The 20,371-nt window shown below is 61.2% G+C and carries 19 protein-coding genes; 13 read left to right on the forward strand and 6 right to left on the reverse strand.

The window, feature by feature from the left end:
- Positions 1-11: 11 nt before the first annotated feature.
- On the reverse strand, positions 12-1,658 hold the full coding sequence (locus PRZ03_RS22825) for a 3-(methylthio)propionyl-CoA ligase (RefSeq protein WP_273602413.1): 1,647 nt from the start codon (positions 1,656-1,658) through the stop codon (positions 12-14).
- Between the two features lie 203 nt (positions 1,659-1,861).
- On the opposite strand from PRZ03_RS22825, the gene PRZ03_RS22830 reads away from it, so the two are divergent.
- The 6 genes from PRZ03_RS22830 (at position 1,862) to PRZ03_RS22855 (ending at position 6,379) form a co-directional block, all read left to right on the forward strand.
- Entirely contained in the window at positions 1,862-3,367 is a 1,506-nt protein-coding gene (locus PRZ03_RS22830; RefSeq protein WP_273602414.1) for a protein adenylyltransferase SelO, read from the forward strand.
- Entirely contained in the window at positions 3,364-3,786 is a 423-nt protein-coding gene (msrB, locus tag PRZ03_RS22835) for a peptide-methionine (R)-S-oxide reductase MsrB (RefSeq protein ID WP_273602415.1), read from the forward strand. Before PRZ03_RS22830 ends, msrB begins: the two co-directional genes overlap by 4 nt.
- 54 nt (positions 3,787-3,840) lie before the next feature.
- Positions 3,841-4,506 (forward strand): septation protein A, encoded by a 666-nt coding sequence (locus PRZ03_RS22840; RefSeq protein WP_273602416.1) that lies wholly within the window; start codon positions 3,841-3,843, stop codon positions 4,504-4,506.
- On the forward strand, positions 4,503-4,778 hold the full coding sequence (locus tag PRZ03_RS22845; protein WP_273602417.1) for a BolA family protein: 276 nt from the start codon (positions 4,503-4,505) through the stop codon (positions 4,776-4,778). Before PRZ03_RS22840 ends, PRZ03_RS22845 begins: the two co-directional genes overlap by 4 nt.
- A 76-nt stretch (positions 4,779-4,854) precedes the next feature.
- Entirely contained in the window at positions 4,855-5,667 is an 813-nt protein-coding gene (locus tag PRZ03_RS22850) for a peptidylprolyl isomerase (RefSeq protein WP_263535727.1), read from the forward strand.
- A 151-nt stretch (positions 5,668-5,818) separates the two neighbouring features.
- Positions 5,819-6,379 (forward strand): DUF2062 domain-containing protein, encoded by a 561-nt coding sequence (locus PRZ03_RS22855; protein WP_273602418.1) that lies wholly within the window; start codon positions 5,819-5,821, stop codon positions 6,377-6,379.
- A gap of 6 nt (positions 6,380-6,385) precedes the next feature.
- Here PRZ03_RS22855 and PRZ03_RS22860 read toward each other — a convergent pair whose 3' ends face one another.
- Positions 6,386-7,054: an ABC transporter ATP-binding protein gene (locus PRZ03_RS22860; RefSeq protein WP_273602419.1), complete on the reverse strand. Its 669-nt coding sequence runs from the start codon at positions 7,052-7,054 to the stop codon at positions 6,386-6,388.
- Positions 7,055-7,073: 19 nt separating this feature from the next.
- Between PRZ03_RS22860 and PRZ03_RS22865 the strand changes: the two genes are divergently transcribed.
- On the forward strand, positions 7,074-7,724 hold the full coding sequence (locus PRZ03_RS22865) for an arylesterase (RefSeq protein ID WP_273602420.1): 651 nt from the start codon (positions 7,074-7,076) through the stop codon (positions 7,722-7,724).
- Here PRZ03_RS22865 and PRZ03_RS22870 read toward each other — a convergent pair whose 3' ends face one another.
- Positions 7,725-9,728 carry a DUF6600 domain-containing protein gene (locus PRZ03_RS22870; RefSeq protein ID WP_273602421.1) on the reverse strand — a complete coding sequence of 668 codons (2,004 nt, stop codon included), beginning with the start codon at positions 9,726-9,728 and terminating at the stop codon, positions 7,725-7,727. It abuts the gene before it with no gap.
- A gap of 76 nt (positions 9,729-9,804) precedes the next feature.
- Positions 9,805-10,341 carry a peptide deformylase gene (gene def, locus PRZ03_RS22875; RefSeq protein WP_273602422.1) on the reverse strand — a complete coding sequence of 179 codons (537 nt, stop codon included), beginning with the start codon at positions 10,339-10,341 and terminating at the stop codon, positions 9,805-9,807.
- Between the two features lie 47 nt (positions 10,342-10,388).
- On the opposite strand from def, the gene PRZ03_RS22880 reads away from it, so the two are divergent.
- Entirely contained in the window at positions 10,389-11,354 is a 966-nt protein-coding gene (locus tag PRZ03_RS22880; protein WP_273602423.1) for an MBL fold metallo-hydrolase, read from the forward strand.
- Positions 11,355-11,363: 9 nt separating this feature from the next.
- Here the strand turns inward: PRZ03_RS22880 and PRZ03_RS22885 are convergent, their stop codons facing one another.
- A complete protein-coding gene (locus PRZ03_RS22885) occupies positions 11,364-12,371 on the reverse strand; it encodes an NAD-dependent epimerase (protein WP_273602424.1) in 1,008 nt (335 codons plus the stop codon).
- 229 nt (positions 12,372-12,600) lie between these two features.
- On the opposite strand from PRZ03_RS22885, the gene wecB reads away from it, so the two are divergent.
- From wecB to PRZ03_RS22910, 5 genes are all read left to right on the forward strand, one after another.
- Positions 12,601-13,707 carry a non-hydrolyzing UDP-N-acetylglucosamine 2-epimerase gene (wecB, locus tag PRZ03_RS22890; protein WP_273602425.1) on the forward strand — a complete coding sequence of 369 codons (1,107 nt, stop codon included), beginning with the start codon at positions 12,601-12,603 and terminating at the stop codon, positions 13,705-13,707.
- A gap of 270 nt (positions 13,708-13,977) precedes the next feature.
- Positions 13,978-15,258, forward strand: coding sequence for a nucleotide sugar dehydrogenase (locus PRZ03_RS22895; protein WP_273602426.1), 1,281 nt, complete (start codon positions 13,978-13,980; stop codon positions 15,256-15,258).
- A 12-nt stretch (positions 15,259-15,270) separates the two neighbouring features.
- A complete protein-coding gene (locus tag PRZ03_RS22900; RefSeq protein WP_273602427.1) occupies positions 15,271-16,299 on the forward strand; it encodes an NAD-dependent epimerase/dehydratase family protein in 1,029 nt (342 codons plus the stop codon).
- Positions 16,296-17,039 (forward strand): WecB/TagA/CpsF family glycosyltransferase, encoded by a 744-nt coding sequence (locus PRZ03_RS22905; RefSeq protein ID WP_273602428.1) that lies wholly within the window; start codon positions 16,296-16,298, stop codon positions 17,037-17,039. Before PRZ03_RS22900 ends, PRZ03_RS22905 begins: the two co-directional genes overlap by 4 nt.
- A 1,244-nt stretch (positions 17,040-18,283) precedes the next feature.
- Positions 18,284-20,020: a heparinase II/III domain-containing protein gene (locus tag PRZ03_RS22910; protein ID WP_273602429.1), complete on the forward strand. Its 1,737-nt coding sequence runs from the start codon at positions 18,284-18,286 to the stop codon at positions 20,018-20,020.
- Between the two features lie 152 nt (positions 20,021-20,172).
- Here the strand turns inward: PRZ03_RS22910 and PRZ03_RS22915 are convergent.
- On the reverse strand, positions 20,173-20,371 hold a 199-nt coding region (locus PRZ03_RS22915), incomplete at its 5' end, for an integrase core domain-containing protein (RefSeq protein WP_273602430.1).

The raw sequence follows: 20,371 nt of genomic DNA on the forward strand, positions 1-20,371 counted from the left end.
CTTCAAAAATTTCAAAACCCTGCCAGGCGATGGGCTTTGAACTGCTCGCGCAATTTCAGCTTTTGCAGCTTGCCGGTGGCAGTGTGCGGCAACTCGGTCACGAAAACCACATCGTCCGGGATTTGCCATTTGGCGATGCGGCCTTCGAAAAAGGCCAGCAGTTGCTCGGCCGTCAACTCGGCATCGGGCTTTTTAACCACCACCAGCAGCGGCCGCTCGTCCCACTTCGGATGCGCACAGGCAATCACCGCCGCTTCGAACACGGCGGGGTGAGCGACCGCAATGTTTTCCAGATCGATCGAGCTGATCCATTCGCCGCCAGACTTGATCACATCCTTGCTACGATCGGTGATCTGCATAAAGCCCTGGGCATCTATGGTGGCCACGTCGCCGGTCGGGAACCAGCCCGGCTCCCCGGCGACCGTGATCAAGGCAGCCTCGGCATGGCCGTAATAGCGGTCGATCACCCAAGGGCCGCGCACCACCAGGTTGCCGGCGCTGACCCCGTCCCAAGGCAAGACCTGACCCTCGTCATCGATGACGTTCATATCCACGCCGTAAATCGCGCGTCCCTGCTTGGCCAATAAGCGGCGCTGCTCCTCTTGGGGCAGTTGCAACTGCGCGGCATTCAATTTAGCGGCGGTACCCAGCGGCGACATCTCGGTCATTCCCCAGGCATGGATGACGTCGACACCAAACTCGTCGATCAGCGTCGCCATCATCGCCGGCGGGCAGGCCGAGCCACCAATCACCGTGCGCTTGAAGCTGGAGAACTTCAGGCCATTGGCCTTCACATACGTCAGCAGCCCCAGCCAGATGGTCGGCACGCCGGCGCTGAAGGTGACACCCTCACCCTCGAACAGCTCATACAGCGACTTGCCGTCCATATGCGGCCCCGGCATCACCAACTTGCAGCCGACCATGGCACAGGCATAGGGCAGCCCCCAGGCATTGACATGGAACATCGGCACCACCGGCATCACCACATCGCGGGCCGAGCAGTCCAGCGCGTCCGGCAGCGCCGCCGCAAAAGCATGCAAGACGGTGGAACGGTGACTGTAGACGGCGCCCTTGGGGTGGCCGGTCGTGCCTGAGGTGTAGCAGATGCTGGACGCCGTCTGCTCGTCAAACTCGGGCCAGGCGTAGTGGCCGTCTTCGGCCTCTATCAGCTCTTCATAGCAAAGCAGGCCCGGCAAGGACGTCTGCGCCGGCATGTGAGCGCGAGCCGTCATCAGCACATAGTGCTTGATGCTGGGCAGGTGTTCGGCCAATTTCTCCACCAGGGGCAGAAAATTCAGATCAAAGCAGAGCACGCGGTCCTGTGCATCATTGGCGATCCAGGCGATCTGCTCTGGGAAGAGGCGCGGGTTGATGGTGTGGCAAACCAGGGCCGAGCCCGACACGCCGTAATAAATCTCCAGGTGCCGGTAACCATTCCAAGCCAAGGTGGCAATGCGGTCGCCAGGGGCGCAGCCCAAGCGGGCCAGCGCCTGCGCGAGTTGGCGCGCTCGCAACTCCGCCGCGCGCCAGTTGTAGCGGTGCAAGTCGCCCTCGACCCGTTTGCTGACAATCTCGGTATCGCCCGCATGCCGGGCCGCATGCTTGAGCAGCGACGAAATCAGCAGCGGCATCGTCATCATCTGACCCATCAAAGCCATGTGTCTGTCTCCTGTTTGAGGCACCGGCGCAGGCGGCGCCAATTTACACATTCAGTCTAGGCCTGCCCACACCAGCGCCATAGTCGCCGGAGTTACAGCCGCTTGGCAACGGCTCTAGGGGTATTCACCGCCCCGGCGGCGGCCTCTGCCGACGCATTGCCCCTTCGGCGGCAGCGCTCTGGCTCGATGGCTACACTGCCCCGATGAACAGCCCCGCACCGCATGCCACCTTCTCAAGCTCGCCGCCACCCACCGCTTGGCTGAACCGTTACGCCGCGCTGGGCGAGGCTTTTCACACCGAGCTGCCTGCACAAGGCATGGCCAATCCGGTTTGGGTGGCCCGCAGCGCCGGCCTCGCCGCCGCCTTGGGCTGGCCCGCCGACTGGTGGCAGCGCGCCGACTGGCAGGCCCTGGAGGTACTCAGCGGCAATGCGGTCTGGCCCGGCATGCGCCCCCTGGCCACGGTTTACAGCGGCCATCAGTTCGGCTCCTGGGCCGGTCAACTCGGCGACGGCCGCGCCTTGCTGCTGGGCGAGGTCGAAACCGCCGCCGGCCCCATGGAGCTGCAGCTCAAAGGTGCGGGCGCCACCCCCTACTCCCGCATGGGCGACGGCCGCGCCGTGCTGCGCTCATCAATCCGCGAGTTTTTGTGCTCCGAAGCGATGGCCGGTTTGAACATCCCCACCACGCGGGCCTTGGCCATCACCGCCTCCGCGCTGCCGGTGCGGCGCGAGACCTTGGAAACGGCGGCCGTGGTCACCCGCGTGGCGCCGAGCTTTATCCGCTTCGGCCATTTCGAACATTTCGCTCACACCCACCAGCACGCCGAGCTGCGCCAGTTGGCCGACTTCTTCATTCACCACCATGCGCCCGAATGCCTGGCCGCAGCCAAGCCCTATGTCGCCCTGCTGGAGCGCGTCGTGCAGCAAACCGCTGCCTTGATGGCCGACTGGCAGGCGGTCGGCTTCTGCCATGGGGTGATGAATACCGACAATATGTCTATGCTGGGGCTGACGCTGGACTACGGCCCCTTCGGCTTTATGGATGGCTTCGATCCGGGCCATGTCTGCAACCACTCCGACCATCAAGGCCGTTACGCCTACGCCCGCCAGCCGCAGATCGGCTTTTGGAATCTGCACGCTCTGGCACAAGCGCTATTGCCGCTGATGATTGATGCTGACCTCGACGGTGCCCCGCTCTTGGCCGCCTTGGAAACCTACAAGACCGCCTTCCCCGCCGCCTTGATGCACCGGATGCGCGCCAAGCTGGGCCTGCAGACCGAACAGGCACAGGACCAAGCGCTGATCGACGACTGGCTCAAGCTGATGGCCGGCGCCCGCGCCGACTTCACGCTGAGCTTCAGGCGTTTGAGCGCGCTCACCCAGGCAGACGATCCGGCCAAGCTGCGTGATCTCTTCATCGACCAAGCGGCGCTGGCGAGTTGGCTGCAGCGCTACCGGGCTCGTTTGAGCCTTGAGAGCAGCGACGACGAGCAGCGCAGCCTGCGCATGCGCGCCGTCAACCCGGCCGTGGTCCTGCGCAATCACCTGGCCGAAGGCGCGATCCGCGCCGCGCAAGCCGGTGACTTCAGCGAAACCGAACGGCTGTTGAAAGTGTTGCAGCAGCCCTTCATTGAGCCCGAGCGGGCATCCGACGCCGCCATCCCGCCCGACTGGGCGCAAACTTTGGAAGTCAGCTGTTCATCATGAGCAAAGCCATAGACGACAAGACCTACCCGGTCCAAAAAACCGACGCCGAATGGCGCGCTCAGCTCGATCAAGAGCAGTACGCGGTGGCCAGACACGCCGCGACCGAGCGCGCCTTTACCGGCAAATACTGGGATCACTTCGAGGCCGGTGCTTACAACTGCATTGGCTGCGGCACGCCACTGTTCGAGGCCGACACCAAGTTTGACGCCGGCTGCGGCTGGCCCAGCTATTTCGCCCCCGTCAACGCCGAGGTGATCGAACGCGTGGTCGACCATGCCCACGGCATGGTGCGGATCGAAGTGCGCTGCAATCAATGCGGCTCGCACCTGGGCCATGTGTTCCCCGATGGCCCCGAGCCCACCGGCGAGCGTTTTTGCATTAACTCGGCTGCGATAGACTTCACGCCCCAGCAGCCCTGATCGGCCGCCTCTCTCTATCACTGCATCGCTCGCGCCAGCCCTGCTCCCGTCCCCATGAAGCTTTTGCTCGATTTTTTGCCCTTGCTGCTGTTTTTCGGCACGTTCAAGTACGCCGACGCACACAAGGACTGGGCGGCCCAATTCGCGACCGAGCACTTTGGCTTCTTGGTCTCCGGGGGCCAGGTGGGGCAAGACGAAGCCGCCGTGCTCTTGGCCACCGTGGTGGTCATGCTGGCTACCTTGACGCAGGCCTTGATCCTCAAGCTGCGCGGCAAGAAGATCGACTTGATGCTGTGGATCAGCCTCGGCCTCGTCGTCACGCTGGGGGGTGCCACGATCTGGTTCCATAACGCCACCTTCATCAAATGGAAGCCGACCGGCCTGTACTGGGCGATGGCCACGGTGTTTTGGGCCTCGCAGGCCTTTTGGGGCAAGAACCTGATCAAGGCGATGCTGGGCGCTGAGTTGGAACTGCCCGACTTTGTTTGGAAGAACTTGAACCGGGCCTGGGTGCTGTTTTTTGCGGCCCTGGGTGTGCTCAATATCTATGTGGCCTATCACTATTCCACCTCGGCCTGGGCCAATTTCAAGGCCTTCGGCACCACCGGCCTGATCCTGGTGTTCACCCTGGCGCAAGGCATTTATATGAGCCGCTACCTGCCTGAAGCCAAGCCCGACGTCGCACCCGAAGACGCCACCAAAGAAGGTGAAAAACCATGAACACGCCCAAAGCTAGCTTGGCCGAGATGGAGTCGCGCCTGCGCGCCGGCCTGCAGCCCAGCACCCTGACGCTGCAAGACGACAGCCATCAACATGCCGGCCACGCAGGTGCCAAAGAAGGCGGTCATTACAGCCTGCGCATCGTCAGCGACCGCTTCACCGGCCTGAACCGGGTCGCCCGCCATCGGCTCGTATATCATTGCTTGGCAGAGTTGATGCAGCAAGGCATCCATGCGCTGGCCATTGATGCCAGTGCGCCGGATGAGGCATGAATCAAGCTGCCCGTTTTCTCTCACCCTGACTGCGCCCCCAACGGCGCTATTTTTTTAGCCTCAACGACATCTCCTCATGAAGAAAAATTTGTTGGCCGCTGTGGCCTTGTCCGCTGCCCTGCTGCCGCTGGCTGCCAGCGCGCAAAATATCGCCGTTGTCAATGGCAAGCCGGTGCCTAAGGCCCGCGCCGAGCTCTTGATCACGCAAGTGACCAAGAGCGGCCAACAGCAACGTACGCCCGAGTTGGAGACGCAGGTCAAAGACGAAGTCGTGCTGCGCGAGATCTTCATCCAGGAAGCCGAAAAGCGCGGCGTGCCTGCCAGCGCCGACTACAAGGCCCAAATGGAGTTGGCCCGCCAGAGCATTCTGATCCGCGAGCTGTTTGCCGATTACGCCAAGAAGAACCCCGTCTCTGACGCCGAAGCGCAAGCCGAGTACGACAAGTTCAAGGCCCAGAACAGCGGCAAGGAATACCGCGCTCGCCACATCCTGGTGGAAAAGGAAGACGAAGCCAAAGCCCTGATCGCCCAGATCAAGGCCGGCGCCAAGTTTGAAGACCTGGCCACCAAGAACTCCAAGGACCCAGGTTCGGCCGCCAACGGTGGTGATCTGGATTGGGCCAATGGCAACAGCTATGTGAAAGAATTCACCGAGGCTTTGGCCCTGCTGCAAAAGGGTGAAATGACCCAGACACCGGTCAAGTCGCAGTTCGGTTTCCACATCATCCGCTTGGACGACAGCCGCGAAGCGCAGTTCCCTGCTTTTGACGACGTCAAGCCGCAAATCATCAAGCGTCTGGACCAGCAAAAGCTCGGCGCCTATCAGCAAGAGCTGAAGAACAAGGCCAAGACGGACTACAAGTTCAGCAACGCCGCCGCCCCGAACTGATCAAGCAGCGGGTGCTGGACAGAGCGGCCAAGAGGCTTGAATTTGCTGCTTGAACTTTCTGCTTCAAGGTCCAGCTACTGTTGACTGCACAGCCCGCGCAGCGCCGACCACGGCGGCGCGGGCTTTTTGATTTTTGCCCCGAAGGATTTGCGTGTCCGCTTCTCGCCTCGCCCGCCGCATCTTGCCCCACCCCGACACGCTGGCCCAAACCAAGGGCTTGAAGTGGTTGGGCCGCTATCTGGCGCCTCGGCCCTGGCTGTGGGTGGCGCACCGGCGCCGGGTCGCCATGGGCGTGGCCGTGGGCCTGGCCATCGGCGTCATTCCGCTGCCCACCCAAATGGTGTTGGCGGCCTTGTTGGCCATCGCCTGCCGCGCCAATGTGGCCGCGGCCATCGCAGCCACCTGGCTGACCAACCCACTCACCTTGGTGCCGATCTGGAGCCTGGCCATCGCCTTGGGGCGCATGGCCTCAGGCCATCACGGCCCTATCGCCACGCCGGAAATGCTCGCGATCGAATGGCAAGAGCCGGCAACCTGGCTGCCTTCGCTGTGGGCCTGGGTGCAGGCGCTGGGCGAGCCGCTGTTGATCGGCCTGCCCTTGGCCGGCTTGGTTCTGGGCTCGCTGGCCTATGTGATCGTCTACTTTGGCTGGTGGGCGGTGATCAAGGGCGAACGCTGGCGGCGCCTGCGCCAGCGCGCCAGCCGCAGCTGAGCCAATTCAGACCAAGGCGCCGGCTTCGATACGCAGCTGCCGCTGGCAACGCTGGGCTATTGCCGGGTCATGCGTCACCAGCACCAGCGTCGTGCCAGCCTCGCGGTTGAGCTCGAACATCAGCGCCATGACGGCCGCCCCGGTTGCGAAATCCAGGCTGCCGGTGGGCTCATCGGCCAAGAGCAGAGCCGGCCGCATCACGAAAGCACGCGCCAGTGCCACGCGCTGCTGCTCGCCGCCCGAGAGCACGCGCGGGTAATGGTTTAAGCGCTGTGACAGGCCGACGCGGCCCAAGATATGCGTCGCCAGCGCGCGCGCATCGCGGTCGCCGCGTAACTCCAGCGGCAGCATCACGTTTTCCAGCGCATTCAGATTCGGCAGCAGCTGAAAGCTCTGGAACACAAAGCCCAGCTCGGCGCCACGCACCGCGGCACGCTCATCCTCATTCAGAACGAACAAGTCCTGCCCGCGCAAGCGCACCGTGCCGCTGCTGGGCGTATCCAGCCCGGCCAGAATCGCCAACAAAGTGCTTTTGCCCGAGCCGGAGGCGCCGACGATGGCGACCGATTCCTGGGCCGCGAGCGAAAACGAGATGTCATGCAGAATGGTCAGCTCGCCGGAGGCGTCTTGCACCTTTTTGCTGACCCGGTCGACTTCAACAATATTGACGGACATTGAACTGGAAACCCAAGTGATGACATCGAGACGGCGAGATTGCTGCGCGTACTTTAGCGCCTTGGCCTTGGGCTGGCTGGCGCCGGGCTTTGTTGAGGCTACAGAGGCCAAACAGGCGCCGCTGATCCTGGTGGTAGGAGACAGTCTATCGGCCGAATATGGGCTGGCGCGCGGCCAAGGCTGGGTGGCCTTGTTGGAACAGCGTCTCAAAGAGAAGAAGCTGCCACAGCGGGTGATGAACGCCAGCATCAGCGGCGACACCACGGCCGGCGGGCGGGCCCGGCTAGGCGCCCTGCTGACGCAGCACAAGCCCAGCGTCGTCGTCATCGAACTGGGCGGCAACGACGCGCTGCGCGGCCTGCCGCTGGCCGCGAGCCTCGACAACCTCGCGGCGATGACGCGTGCGGCCAAAGCGTCCGGCGCCAAGGTGCTGCTGCTGGGTATGCAGGTGCCGCCGAATTACGGCGCCAGCTATGGGCGTGAATTCGCCGGCTTGTTCGAACGCGTCGCCAAGGAAGAAAAAGCCGCGCTGCTGCCCTTCTTGCTCAAGGGCGTGGCCGACCGGCCCGACGCGATGGACTGGTTTCAGCCCGACCGCATCCACCCGCTCGCCAAGGCCCACCCCCTGATGCTCGACCTGGTGTGGCCGAAATTGCAGCCCTTGCTTTGATCAGCGCTCGACTTCACCCCGACGGCGTTCGCCGTTAGCCCGCTCGCCGCCGGAGCGCTGGCCTTCCTCGGCGCGGTTGCGCCGAGGGCCTGCATCCTCTTGGCGCTGCGGCTGCGGCTGCGCAGGGCGTTGCACCTCGGGCTGCGGGCGCGGCGCAGGCATTTGCACCTGGGGCATGGGGATGGGCTCAGTTGCGCGCTGACGTTCGGCTGGGCGCTCTATTGGGCGCTCTATTGGACGCTCTAATGGACGCTCTGTTGGCCGTTCGAACTGACGCTCGGTTTGACGCTCCGGTGGGCGTTCGAAACCCGGCGCTCTGCTGGGCCCCTGGCGCTCGCGCATTTGCTCCATCGCCCGGTCGGCGGCTTGGCGCACCTGTGAAGGGGACTGCATCGCATCCTGGCGCTGCTGCTGCTGCTGTTCCTGCCGCTCCAAACGTTCAATCCGATCGGCTCGCTCTTGACGCTGAACGCCTTGCTGGGCCTCGTTGCGGACCTCCGGCACAGGCAAGGCCCGCGCCGTTGTGGGCGCCCCGCTGGCATCGGGCAGTTGCTGCCGAGCACGCTCACGGGCTTGTTCTCGGGCTTGCTCGCGGGCCTGCGTCTGAACCGGGTCGCGCTCTCGCTCACGTTCACGGCGGCCGAGGTTTTCGCTGCGCCAAGGCATGTCCGCCGGCGCTGGCTTGACCTGTGCCTCGACGGCGTTGCGCGCAGGCAAAACCGGCATCAAATCATTGCGCGCCGGCGCAACCGGCAAGGGCCGCACCGGCCGCACTTCGCCTACCGGCATGGCTCGCACAGGCCCGCCCTGGCCGGGCAAATAGCTGACGGCGCCCACCACATCGCGGTTGCTGTGCGGCCGCTTCACGGTGACCGGATCGGGGTCGATATTGATGCGGTGATTGTGTGCGGGGCTGTGGCGGTAAGGCGGCACATAAACCTCGCGCGGGCCCAGAGGGTACCAGCCGTAGTAGGGCCGGTTGCTATAGCCATAGCCGCCACCAACGCCGATCGACACGCCGCCCACCCAGGCCACCAAGGCCGGCGCGTAGACCGGGTTGCTCACATAGCGGCCCGGTGACCAAACCCAGCGCCCACCGTAAGTGACCCAGCGGCCGTAGTGAAACGGCGCATAGCCCCAGGGTGCGTCGTCTACCCAGGTCCACCCCCAGTGACGCGACCAGGCCCAGCGGCCATAGCGGTAAGGCGCCCAGTCGACCGCCACGGCGGTTGGAATCCAGACATTGCCGTATTCGCTGGACGACTCCCAGCGGCCATGCCGGTCCAGTTCATCCGCACCCGTCATTTCGGGCGACACATAGCGCTGACTCACGCCGGAGGAAAAGCGGTCGCCTTCGGCCCGGCTCTGCGCCAGCAACCATTCGCCGAAGCTGTCGCTGTTCAGGCGCTGAGTCTCGGTACGCGGGCCGCCGGCCCACCAAAACTCGGCCTGATCGCCGGTCTGCAGCCACACCGGCTGGCTGGCATCCCGGCGCTCGAATTCGAAACGCAGGCGGCCATTGAAGGCGAAACCTCGGCTGCCCCTGTCCAATTGTTCGACCCGGTACAGGCCCTGCTGTTCGGCGTAAAAGCGCCCCTCGCGGGTCTGCACCTTGTACTCGCTCACGGCCGTTTGCGAGCGCAGGCGCAGGCCCAGATCGCCCTTGGCCAACAAGAGCAACACGCGGCCTTCATCGAGTTGGCTGAACTCCAGATCGCTGCGCTCATCCAGCCACAAGCTGGTCGAGCCCACCGTCAGGCTGACGCGGGCGCGCTCATCGGTGCGCAGGCGGTCACCCTCAGCAACGGTCTGGTTGCGCGTCACGCGCAGCCATTCCTTGCTCTCGGCGTCAAACAGCCAAGCGTCCCCTATCACCTCGGCGACCCGCCCGGCGCGCGCAGGCGGGTCGCCTTCGGCGGCCTGAGCAGCCCTGACGGGCGCGGCCAACAGACCAATCAAGATCAGGGCGGGGACAAACAATCGTTTCAATGCGGCGGCAAGCATGGGGTGCTCCTTCAGTCGCGTACTAACGCCTGACGCGACGCTTAGGCCGACCGCCTTTACAAACTATTGCAAACCCTCAGTCATCGGCCTTCGGGTCCATCTCAGGAAACAACACCGAGGTGAAGCCGAATCGACTGAAATCCTTGATACGCGATGGGTACAAGACGCCGACCAGATGGTCGCATTCATGCTGCACGACCCGGGCATGAAAACCGTCGGCCTCACGCTCGATCGGCCGCCCGTCAGCGTCAAAGCCGCTATAGCGCAGACGCTCCAAGCGCTCCACCACGCCGCGCAGGCCCGGCACCGACAAACAACCCTCCCAGCCCTCCACCACCGAGTCAGACAGCGGCGTGATGACGGGGTTGATCAAAACGGTGGGCGGCACCGGTGGCGCCTCCGGGTAACGCTCATTGCTTTGAAAGCCAAAAATCACCAGCTGCAGATCCACACCGATCTGCGGCGCGGCCAGCCCCGCGCCGTTGGCGGCCTTCATAGTCTCGAACATATCGGCGATCAAGGCCTTCAGCTCCGGCGTGCCGAACTCGGTCACCGGTTTGGCCACCCGCAGCAAACGCGGGTCACCCATCTTCAATATCTCATGCACGGCCATGTCTGTCGTCCTCTGCGCTATCGTGAGCGCATTCTAAGGAGACACTTGTGCAGCCTGACTACCTCGAAGCTCTCGGCCACGGCATTTACGCGATTGATACCGGCTTTCAGCGCCCGCGATTTGATGCTGCCTATGTGATGGTGGAGAACGGCCGCGCCGCCTTCATAGACACCGGCACCAACCACGCCGTGCCGCGCTTGCTGGCGGCGCTGGATCAGTTGGGCCTGAGCCCGTCCAGCGTCGACTGGGTGATTCCCACCCATGTTCATCTGGACCATGCCGGCGGCGTCGGGCTCTTGATGCAGTCGCTACCGCAAGCCATGGTACTGGTGCACCCGCGCGGCCTGCGGCACATGATTGACCCGACGGCCTTGTTCAAGGGCGCGCTGGCGGTCTATGGCGCGGAAGAAATGCAGCGCTCTTACGGCGAGCTACAGCCAGTGCCACCCGAGCGGGCGCAGGCCAGCTTTGATGAGCAAACCATCTCGCTGGCCGGCCGGCCTTTGCTGCTGATCGACACCCCCGGCCATGCCCGCCACCACCATTGCATCTGGGACGCCCGCAGCCGAGGCTGCTTCACCGGCGACACATTTGGCCTGAGCTTTCGCGAATTCGACACGCCACAAGGCGCATGGCTGATGCCCACCAGCACGCCGGTGCAGTTCGACCCGCAAGCGCTGCGCGCTTCGGTGCAGCGCCTGATGGGGTTCGACCCGCGAGCCATGTATCTGACGCATTTCGGCCGCATCGGCTTTGAGCAGCAGGATCTGCCGCGCTTGGCCGAGCTACTACTGGCGCAGGTGGACGAGATGGAGGCGCTGGGGCTGAGCCTCCAGCAAGCACCCGATCGGCATGCGCAATTGAAGGCCGGCCTGCGGGCGCTCTACTTGCGCCGCTTGCATCAGCATGGCTGCCAATTGCCGCCCGATCAACAGGCCGTGCTGCTAGACATGGACATTGAGCTCAATGCGCAGGGGCTGGCGGTGTGGCTGGACAAGGCCAGCGCCGCCTGAGCCCCAAGATCAAGCCTTGTAGTAATCCCGGTACCAGGCCACAAACTTGGCCACCCCGTCCGGCACCGGCATGGCCGGGCGGAAGTCGGTCCAGGCGGCGAGTTCTTCCACATCGGCATGCGTGGCCGGCACATCGCCGTCCTGCAGCGGCATGTAGTTCTTCTCGGCCACTCTGCCAACCGCCTTTTCAATCGCCTCGATGAAGGCCATCAGCTTGATCGGCGCGTGGTTGCCTATATTAAACACGCGGTACGGCGCGTTCGAATGCGCCGGGTCGCTCTTCATCGCGTCATAGCCCGGCTCAGGCGTCGCCACCCGGTCCAGCACCCGCAGCACGCCCTCGGCGATGTCGTCCACATAGGTGAAGTCGCGAACCATATTGCCGTGGTTGAACACATTGATCGGCTTGCCGTCGATGATGGCCTTGGTGAACAAGAACAGCGCCATGTCCGGCCGGCCCCAAGGCCCGTAAACGGTGAAGAAGCGCAGGCCCGTGGTCGGCAAACGGAACAGATGGCTGTAGGTATGCGCCATCAGCTCATTGGCCTTCTTGGTCGCCGCGTACAGGCTGACGGGATGGTCCACGCTGTGATGCTCGGAGAAAGGCATCAGCGTATTGCCGCCGTAAACGCTGGAGCTCGAGGCATAGGCCAAATGCTCGACCTTGTTGTGCCGGCAGCCTTCCAGGATATTGGTGAAGCCGACGATATTGCTCTCGATATAAGCGTGCGGGTTCTCGATCGAATAGCGCACGCCGGCTTGCGCGGCAAGGTGCACCACACGGTCAAACTTCTCGGTCGCGAACAGCTGGGCGATGCCTTCCTTGTCGGCCACATCCATCTTGACGAAGCTGAAACCCTTCAGCGGCGTCAACCGAGCTAGCCGGTCGAGCTTGAGCTGGGGGTCGTAATAGTCATTCAGATTGTCCAGACCAACCACTTGGTCGCCGCGCGCCAACAGCAATTGGCTGACATGCATACCGATAAATCCGGCCGCGCCGGTGACGAGTACTTTCACGAATGCTTTCTCCTGGTGTTCATGGGCCAATGCCAGCACCGGCTTGCCACGCAATGGGCCAACGGCACTGTAGCCGCGTATTCTGTTCCAGGCCCAGGAATGCCTTGCGCCTTGCAAGCCAGATGCCGGTCGGGCTCTCGTGACAGCCATCACGGCATGGGCCACCATCCCTCAACAACTCAGTCATATTCGCCTCTTAGAATGCTCCACCTCTAACGCAGACCAGACCATGACCAAGCCTTGCATTCACCTGATCGCCGGCGCGCGCCCCAACTTCATGAAGATTGCCCCCATCGTGCGGGCGCTACAGGCCGACGGGCGCTTGGCCTGGAAAATCATTCACACCGGTCAGCACTACGACCGCGACATGAATGATGTCTTTTTCGAGGAACTCGGCATCCCTGCCCCCGACGTACGCCTGGGCTGCGGAGGCGGCACGCATGCCGAGCAAACCGGCAAGATCATGGTCGCTTATGAAGCGTTGATCGCGGCCGATAAACCCGCCGCCTGCTTGGTCGTCGGTGACGTCAACTCCACCGCCGCCTGCTCCATCGTCGCCAAGAAGGCCTGCGTGCCCGTGGCCCACGTTGAAGCCGGCCTGCGCAGCGGCGATATGTCCATGCCCGAGGAAATCAACCGCCTCGTCACCGACGCCATCACCGACTGGTTCTTCGTCACCGAGCCCAGCGCCACCGAACACCTGCGTCGCGAAGGCCGCGACATGAGCGTCGTCTATGACGTCGGCCATGTGATGGCTGACAACGTGCTGTTCCAGGCCCACAAGCTTGAAACCACCGACACCTCCGGCTTCGAGACCGACGCCTTCAAGCGCCAGCACCCCAAGTACGGCGTTGTCACCCTGCACCGCCCAAGCAATGTGGACAGCGCAGAAGCCTTGGAGCGCATCGCCACCGTGCTGCGCGCCGTCTCGCCCGAGCTGCCTCTGGTCTTCCCGGTGCACCCACGCACCCGCGCCAATATCGAGAAGTTCGGCGTCAACCTGGGCGCCAACGTCACGCTGATGGGCCCGCAGGCCTATATGTCCTTCCTGCACCTGTGGAAAGATGCCGTTGTCGTCCTGACCGACAGCGGCGGCCTGCAAGAAGAAACGACGGCGCTGGGTGTCGCCTGCATCACCATGCGTGAGAATACCGAGCGCCCGGTCACCGTAGATGAAGGCAGCAATGTGCTGGCCGGCACCGACCCGGCCGTCATCATCCCGCTGGCGCTGGATACGATCAAAAACGGCGGCAAAAAGGGCCGTCGCCCCGCCTTATGGGACGGCAAATCGGCCGAGCGGATTGTGGCGATCTTGGCGAAAAAGCTGGTGGTTTGAAACAGCCTTCGGCGCTGCGAAGCACGCAAACCGCCATAAGCACAGGGCGACCCGAGATTGCCCAAAGGCTGAACACTTGCGCATGGCCAAGAGTGTTGGAATATAAAAGTTTCTGGGCTGCAAAAGCTGGTCGGCACGTCGACACAATCAACATCTAAACTGCCGACCAATTTCCACATGCGCCCTGCAAAAGCTCACCCAGAGTCTCGCATAGATAGATCGCGCAAAACAATCTCTTTGAGTTAACCCGTTTTTTGAAAGGACCTATATATGAACGTCATCGCAGTTGTCGGCTTGGGTTATGTGGGCTTGCCCCTGGTGATCGAGTTCGGCAAACATGGCCGCACCATCGGCTTTGACATTGCCAAGGACAAGGTCGCCAAATGTCAGGCCGGTGTGGACCCCTCGCGTGAGTTGAGCGACGAGGAAATGAGTCATTCGCCACACGCCGAGTACAGCTTTGATCCGGCCTGCCTGCGCGAAGCCGACGTCATCATCGTGGCTGTACCCACGCCGGTCGACGACGCCCATATCCCTGACTTTCGCCCCCTCGTCGGTGCCAGCACCAGCGTAGGCCGCAACCTCAAAAAGGGCGCCATCGTCGTCTATGAATCGACCGTCTACCCGGGTGCGACCGAAGAGGTTTGCATCCCGGTGCTGGAGCGCGAGTCGGGTCTGAAGTGGAAGACCGACTTCTTCATCGGCTATTCACCTGAGCGCATCAACCCGGGTGACAAAGAGCACACGCTGACCAAGATCCTCAAGATCGTCTCCGGCGATACGCCCGCGACCCTAGACACCGTCGCCAAGGTCTACGAAAAAATCATCATCCCTGGCGTGCACCGCGCCGCCAGCATCAAGGTGGCCGAGGCTGCGAAGGTGATCGAGAACACCCAGCGTGATCTGAACATCGCCTTGATGAACGAGTTGTCCATCATCTTCGACAAGATCGGTATCGACACCTCCGAAGTGCTGGAAGCGGCCGGCACCAAATGGAACTTCCTGAAGTTCAAGCCGGGCCTGGTCGGCGGCCATTGCATCGGCGTCGACCCTTACTACCTGACGCACAAAGCCGACATGTTGGGCTATCACCCACAGGTGATTCTGGCTGGCCGGCGCATCAATGACGGCATGGGCAAATTCATCGCCGAGCAGACCATCAAGCAGATGATTGCCGCCGGCAGCGCGATCAAGGGTGCCAAGGTCAACGTCCTGGGCCTGACCTTCAAGGAAGACTGCGCCGATTTGCGCAACTCCAAGGTCATCGACATCATCACCGAGCTGAAGACCTACGGCGTCGAAGTAATCGTCACCGACCCGGATGCGGATGTGGAGGAAGCCGTGCATGAATACGGCGTGCGACCGGTCACTTGGGAGCAGCTTCCGAAGGCCGATGCCATCGTCGCGGCGGTCGCGCACAAGAGCTACAAGGCCCTGAGCACTGCGGATCTGGCAGTAAAACTGGTACCAGGCGGTGCTTTCATCGACGTCAAGGCGGCCTTTGATCAACAAGCCTTGCAAGCAGCCGGTCTGCGGGTCTGGCGTCTGTAAGTGGAAACAATAATGAACTATGAATCTTGTTTAGCGTCACTTCGGGAAGCGCCTCGTCGTTGGTTGGTAACGGGGGTAGCCGGCTTCATCGGCAGCAATTTGCTGGAAACATTGCTGCGCGAAGGTCAGCATGTTGTGGGCCTAGACAACTTCGCGACCGGCCACCGTCACAATTTGGAGCTAGTTCGCAACATCGTCGGGGAGTTCGCTTGGCAGCGATTCACCTTTATCGAAGGAGATATTCGTGAGCTTGGTGAGTGTCAGCGTGCTTGCGAAAACGTCGACTACGTACTGCACCAAGCTGCCTTAGGGTCGGTTCCGCGATCCCTCAACGATCCAATCACGTCCAATGACGTCAACGTCAGTGGTTTTTTAAATATGCTGGTTGCGGCGCGAGACGCCAAAGTCAGTCGCTTTGTCTACGCAGCCAGCAGTTCAACCTATGGCGATCACCCTGGCTTGCCCAAAGTCGAGGATGTCATCGGTAAACCTTTGTCGCCGTATGCCGTCACCAAATACGTGAATGAGCTGTACGCCAATGTGTTTGCAAAGTCATACGGCATGCAAAGCATTGGTCTTCGCTACTTCAATGTCTTCGGCCCGCGCCAAGATCCCGACGGCGCCTATGCAGCCGTCATTCCAAAGTGGGCTGCCACGATATTGAAGGGTGAAACCGTCTACATCAATGGAGACGGCACGACGAGCCGCGACTTCTGCTTCGTTGGCAACGCCGTGCAAGCCAATTTGCTGGCCGCAACTGTCACTGACGCTGAAGCAATCAATCAGGTCTACAACGTGGCAGTCGGAGATCAGACCAATTTGATCGAACTACACAACTTGCTTGCCACGCGGCTTCAGAAAATCAGGCCAAGTCTCGTTTGCCCACCACCAGTCCATCGCGATTTCAGAAATGGCGATGTTATGCACTCAAGGGCCGACATTGGAAAGATCAAGACTTTCCTCGGTTACGAGCCTGTGTATTCAATCCAGAGCGGCTTGGACGTCGCAGCGGCATGGTACGAGCAAGGGGTTGGTTCGTGACCCACCAACGCATCCAAATGATGGGCTGCACCATCGACAACTTGACGATGGCCGAAACGGTGCAAACCATCGAAGGCTTCATCAAGAGCGGCAAGCCGCATCAGCATGTCGTCGTCAATGTCGACAAGTTGGTCAAGGCCCAAAATGACCCTGAGTTACGTCAAATCATCAACGACTGCGCTCTGATCAACGCCGACGGCATGCCCGTCGTGTGGGCCTCGCGCCTGCTGGGCAAACCATTGAAAGAACGCGTTGCTGGCGTCGACTTGTTTGAAGCCTTGATGGCAGGCGCTGCCGAAAAAGGCTGGCGCGTCTACCTGCTTGGCGCCAAAGAAGAGATCGTTTCACGCGTACGAGACATCTACAGCCACAAGTACCCCAAGCTTGTGTTTGCCGGCTATCGCAACGGCTACTGGAAGCCCGAAGAAGAGGCCGGCGTGGTCGAGCAGATCACCGCAGCCAAGGCCGACCTGCTGTTTGTGGCCATCAGCTCACCCAAAAAAGAGCAGTTCCTTGGCGCCTACCAGTCGCAAATGAAGATCCCCTTCGCCATGGGCGTGGGTGGCACTTTTGATGTGGCCGCAGGCAAGGTCAAGCGTGCACCGGTATGGATGCAAAAGACCGGACTGGAGTGGTTCTACCGCTTCCTGCAAGAGCCGCGCCGCATGTATCGACGCTACTTCATCGAAGACATGGCCTTCTTTGGGCTGCTGTTGAAGGAATGGCGGCAACGGGGTTAAGTGCTGCCGGCATAATGGCGCAACCTGCATCTCAGTTTCAGTGCCGATCAAAGCCGGGCCGCGACCAAGTCGCCGCCCGGCTTTTTTGTTTATTTCACGTTCATCTCCCCTTGACTGATGCGTAGTAGCCATCCGTACGGTTCCGGCCTTCCTTTGTTTCCATTGCTTGCAATTGCTATAGACCAAGTGAGACGTTTATCACTAAAGACAAAACGCGTTTTGCCGACAATGGCTACACCAACCTTTCCGACTTTGTGACCGTTGCGGGATGAGCCCGCAACCCTCCAGAACCCCAAATTGCATAAGGTTGGTCAACTAGCGAGAAGTACCGCAACATGAAGCACCAGCCCCAGTTCAGCAGCAACCGCCCCAGCGCAGCACCCCGCCTCAACACCTTGGCCAGCTTGATGACAGCTTGCGCACTACTCAGCGCCTGCGGCGGCGGAGGAGGCTCGGGCACGGCGGATGCACCAGCCGCTGCAGTGACACCAAGCGGCGAAGCCTCTGGAGCGATGGCGACGGCACAAAGCGCCGCCACCCAAGAACAGGCCGCTTCGGACGCAGCACCGGCAATTGTGAGCGCCTCAAGCGCGCCACCAACAGCGACACCGGAGGTAAAGATTGCTGCGGCTCCCACAACTGGCGCGGCGAGTACTGTAGCGCCGGCAAGCTCCGGACCATCACAGCTAGCTACGACAAGCCCGAGCACCACCGCAACCACAAGTCCAGCCCCGACACCGGCGCCCGCAGCAGCCCCTGTAGCGGCTCCGACAATTGCACCAGCACCTACACCCGGCGTCGCACCAGCTCCCGTCGTCGCACCTGCCCCTGCACCTGTCGCAGCGCCATCGCCAAAACCCGCGCCAGCTCCTGCACCAGCTCCCGTCGTCGCGCCAGCCCCTGCGCCTGTCGCAGCGCCATCGCCAAAACCCGCGCCAGCTCCTGCACCAGCTCCCGTCGTCGCGCCAGCCCCTGCGCCTGTCGTAACGCCGGCACCCACGCCACCCCCCGTCGTCGCACCGGCACCGGCACCCGTCGCAGTGCCGGCGCCAGCGCCAAAAGCAGCACCAGTACCGGCAGTCAATGTTCCAAACCTCCCCGCCGAATCTGCTTATGTAAGCGAAGCACTCGCCACTTTCGACAAGAATTCAGCAATGGCCAGGCCTCGACTCTTTCAAGGGAAAGAGGACTATCTGGGCATAGTTGCGGCTACCCTGAACGAAAGGGCGCCTGGCCTTAACGCAATGACCAGTGCCTTACGACGCGATTCGTTCCAAACCAGCACGGATACGATAAGCATTAAATCTGTCGATACGCGCAGCGCGGTAGATTTGGCAAACTGGTGGCCAATCGAAAAGGCACTCAGGGGCATGGCCGAAGCAGGCTTCGCATATCACGCGACCAAAGACAAGTGGTATTTGAGTGAAGCGCAGGCCCGGCTGCGCCGCTACGGTGAACCCTTGGTTGCAAATTCCTGCAAGCTTGACCCCACGCAAGCTCGATTAGTTGTTTGGTTTGCAGCGCTCGCCTACGACATGACAAAAGACGGCCTCACTACCGAAGACCGCAACATCGTCTTCGCACTTGCGAAAACCTGCGCCCAAGCTTCGCTCCTGGCCGAAGTCGACGCCCTCAAGAAGGACCCAACCAATGGTACTGCATTCAACACACTGGGCAAATTTATCGGCGCAGCAACTCTTCTCGCGGGGGATCTACCTGAAGCTAGGCAATGGCTCAACTCGGCATTACCAACTTACCTAACTGCTATAAACCCCTACGGAGGGTCAAAGGGAATAGACGGAGGTTACGGCAACGGCACGTCTTATGCGCTTTGGGATACCGGAGACAGCCTCATCGCTTGGGACGCCGTCGAGCGAATCCTTGGCTTAAGGATGTACAGCCATCCATGGATCGCAAACTTCCATCGTTATGTTGCCTACACCTTACCACCCGGCTCACCGGCAGGCCTTTTCGGAGACGGGGCGGAAGAGAAGCGAACCGAACTTTGGGCTCGCCTCGGAAAAGCCGTGATGAGCAGAAACCAAACACCACTCGCGCTTTGGTGGGCTGGCCAAATGAAGGGCGAAGACACCGCAAGACTTGATGTCCTCCTCAGCCCAAGAACGCCAACAACAAGTGCTGCATGGCCAAGCACCGAACTACACGGACAAGCTTTCCCTGCAATCGGCTGGGCGGCAATGCACAGTTCTTTGAACGACACAAACCGAGCAAGTGTCTATTTCAAAAGCAGTCCCTTAGGCTCGTACAACCACAGCCACGCCGATCAAAACAGCTTGGTCATCCACAAAGCAGGCCAACAAGTGTTAACCACCAGCGGCGTCTACGACGCCTATGGGTCACCGCATTGGGTAAACTGGTACAAAACAACCGCAGCGCACAACGCAATCACCTTCGACGGAGGAAAAGGGCAACCTCTCGGGCCACTGAATCGGGGACTCATCACAGCATCTGGTGCAATAAAGAGATTTGAACGGGGGCCGAACTGGTACATCACTAGTGGCGACGCAACGGCGGCATACGCGCCAAGCCTAAGTACCGCGCAACGAACGGTCGTTTTTGTCGGTGGGCGCTATGTGTTCGTCTTGGACAGCCTCGCCGCCTCCACCGCTAAAAAGTTCGAGTTGAACTTTCACACCATGGGGCAACCCGGCAGTCAGAATTCAGGCATCGTTATCGCTGGAAGTTCTTGCCTTAAAACATACTCCAATACAAATATTGTCCCGACAACGAACAAAGTCATTGCTCCAGCACCTCAAGGGATAATATGGGATCCTAATTGGGTAACTCGGTACGGAGCGACTGAGGCTACGACCAACTTCGCAGCCGTAACTGTTATAGACCTCGATTGCACCAGCCAATCAACAGTTAAACCAACATTCTCGGCGGGCATGTGGACGATTAAAACACCAAGTAATACGGTCTATTTTACCGAAACGACACACAACGTCAGCGTCAAATAAAAAGTACAAGCATAAAAAGGCAGTGTTGGTGGCAAAACACCGTCAACACCGCCTTCTCTCTCCCAAAAAAACAAGTCTACCGCTTCGGCCGCCCTTTTTGACCTGCCCCCTTTCGCCGTACCAATGAATCGGCAGGGGTCCTGGATTGAAGGTTAATGGAATTCTGTGGGGATCAGATGTCGAGCAGCGTCTCCAGTGCTTCGGCGATGCTGCTCAGCGAACTGAGCAGGAGGCACTCGCCCTATGCTGCTGTGCGGTCTGACCTCGTTGTAGTCACGCCGCCAAGCGGCAATCTCCGTCCTGGCTTGAGGCAAGGTTTGGAACCAGTGTTCGTTCAAGCACTCGTCCCTG

The sequence above is a fragment of the Roseateles albus genome (assembly GCF_028595345.1).
GTDB classification, from domain to species: Bacteria; Pseudomonadota; Gammaproteobacteria; order Burkholderiales; family Burkholderiaceae_C; genus Paucibacter_A; species Paucibacter_A albus.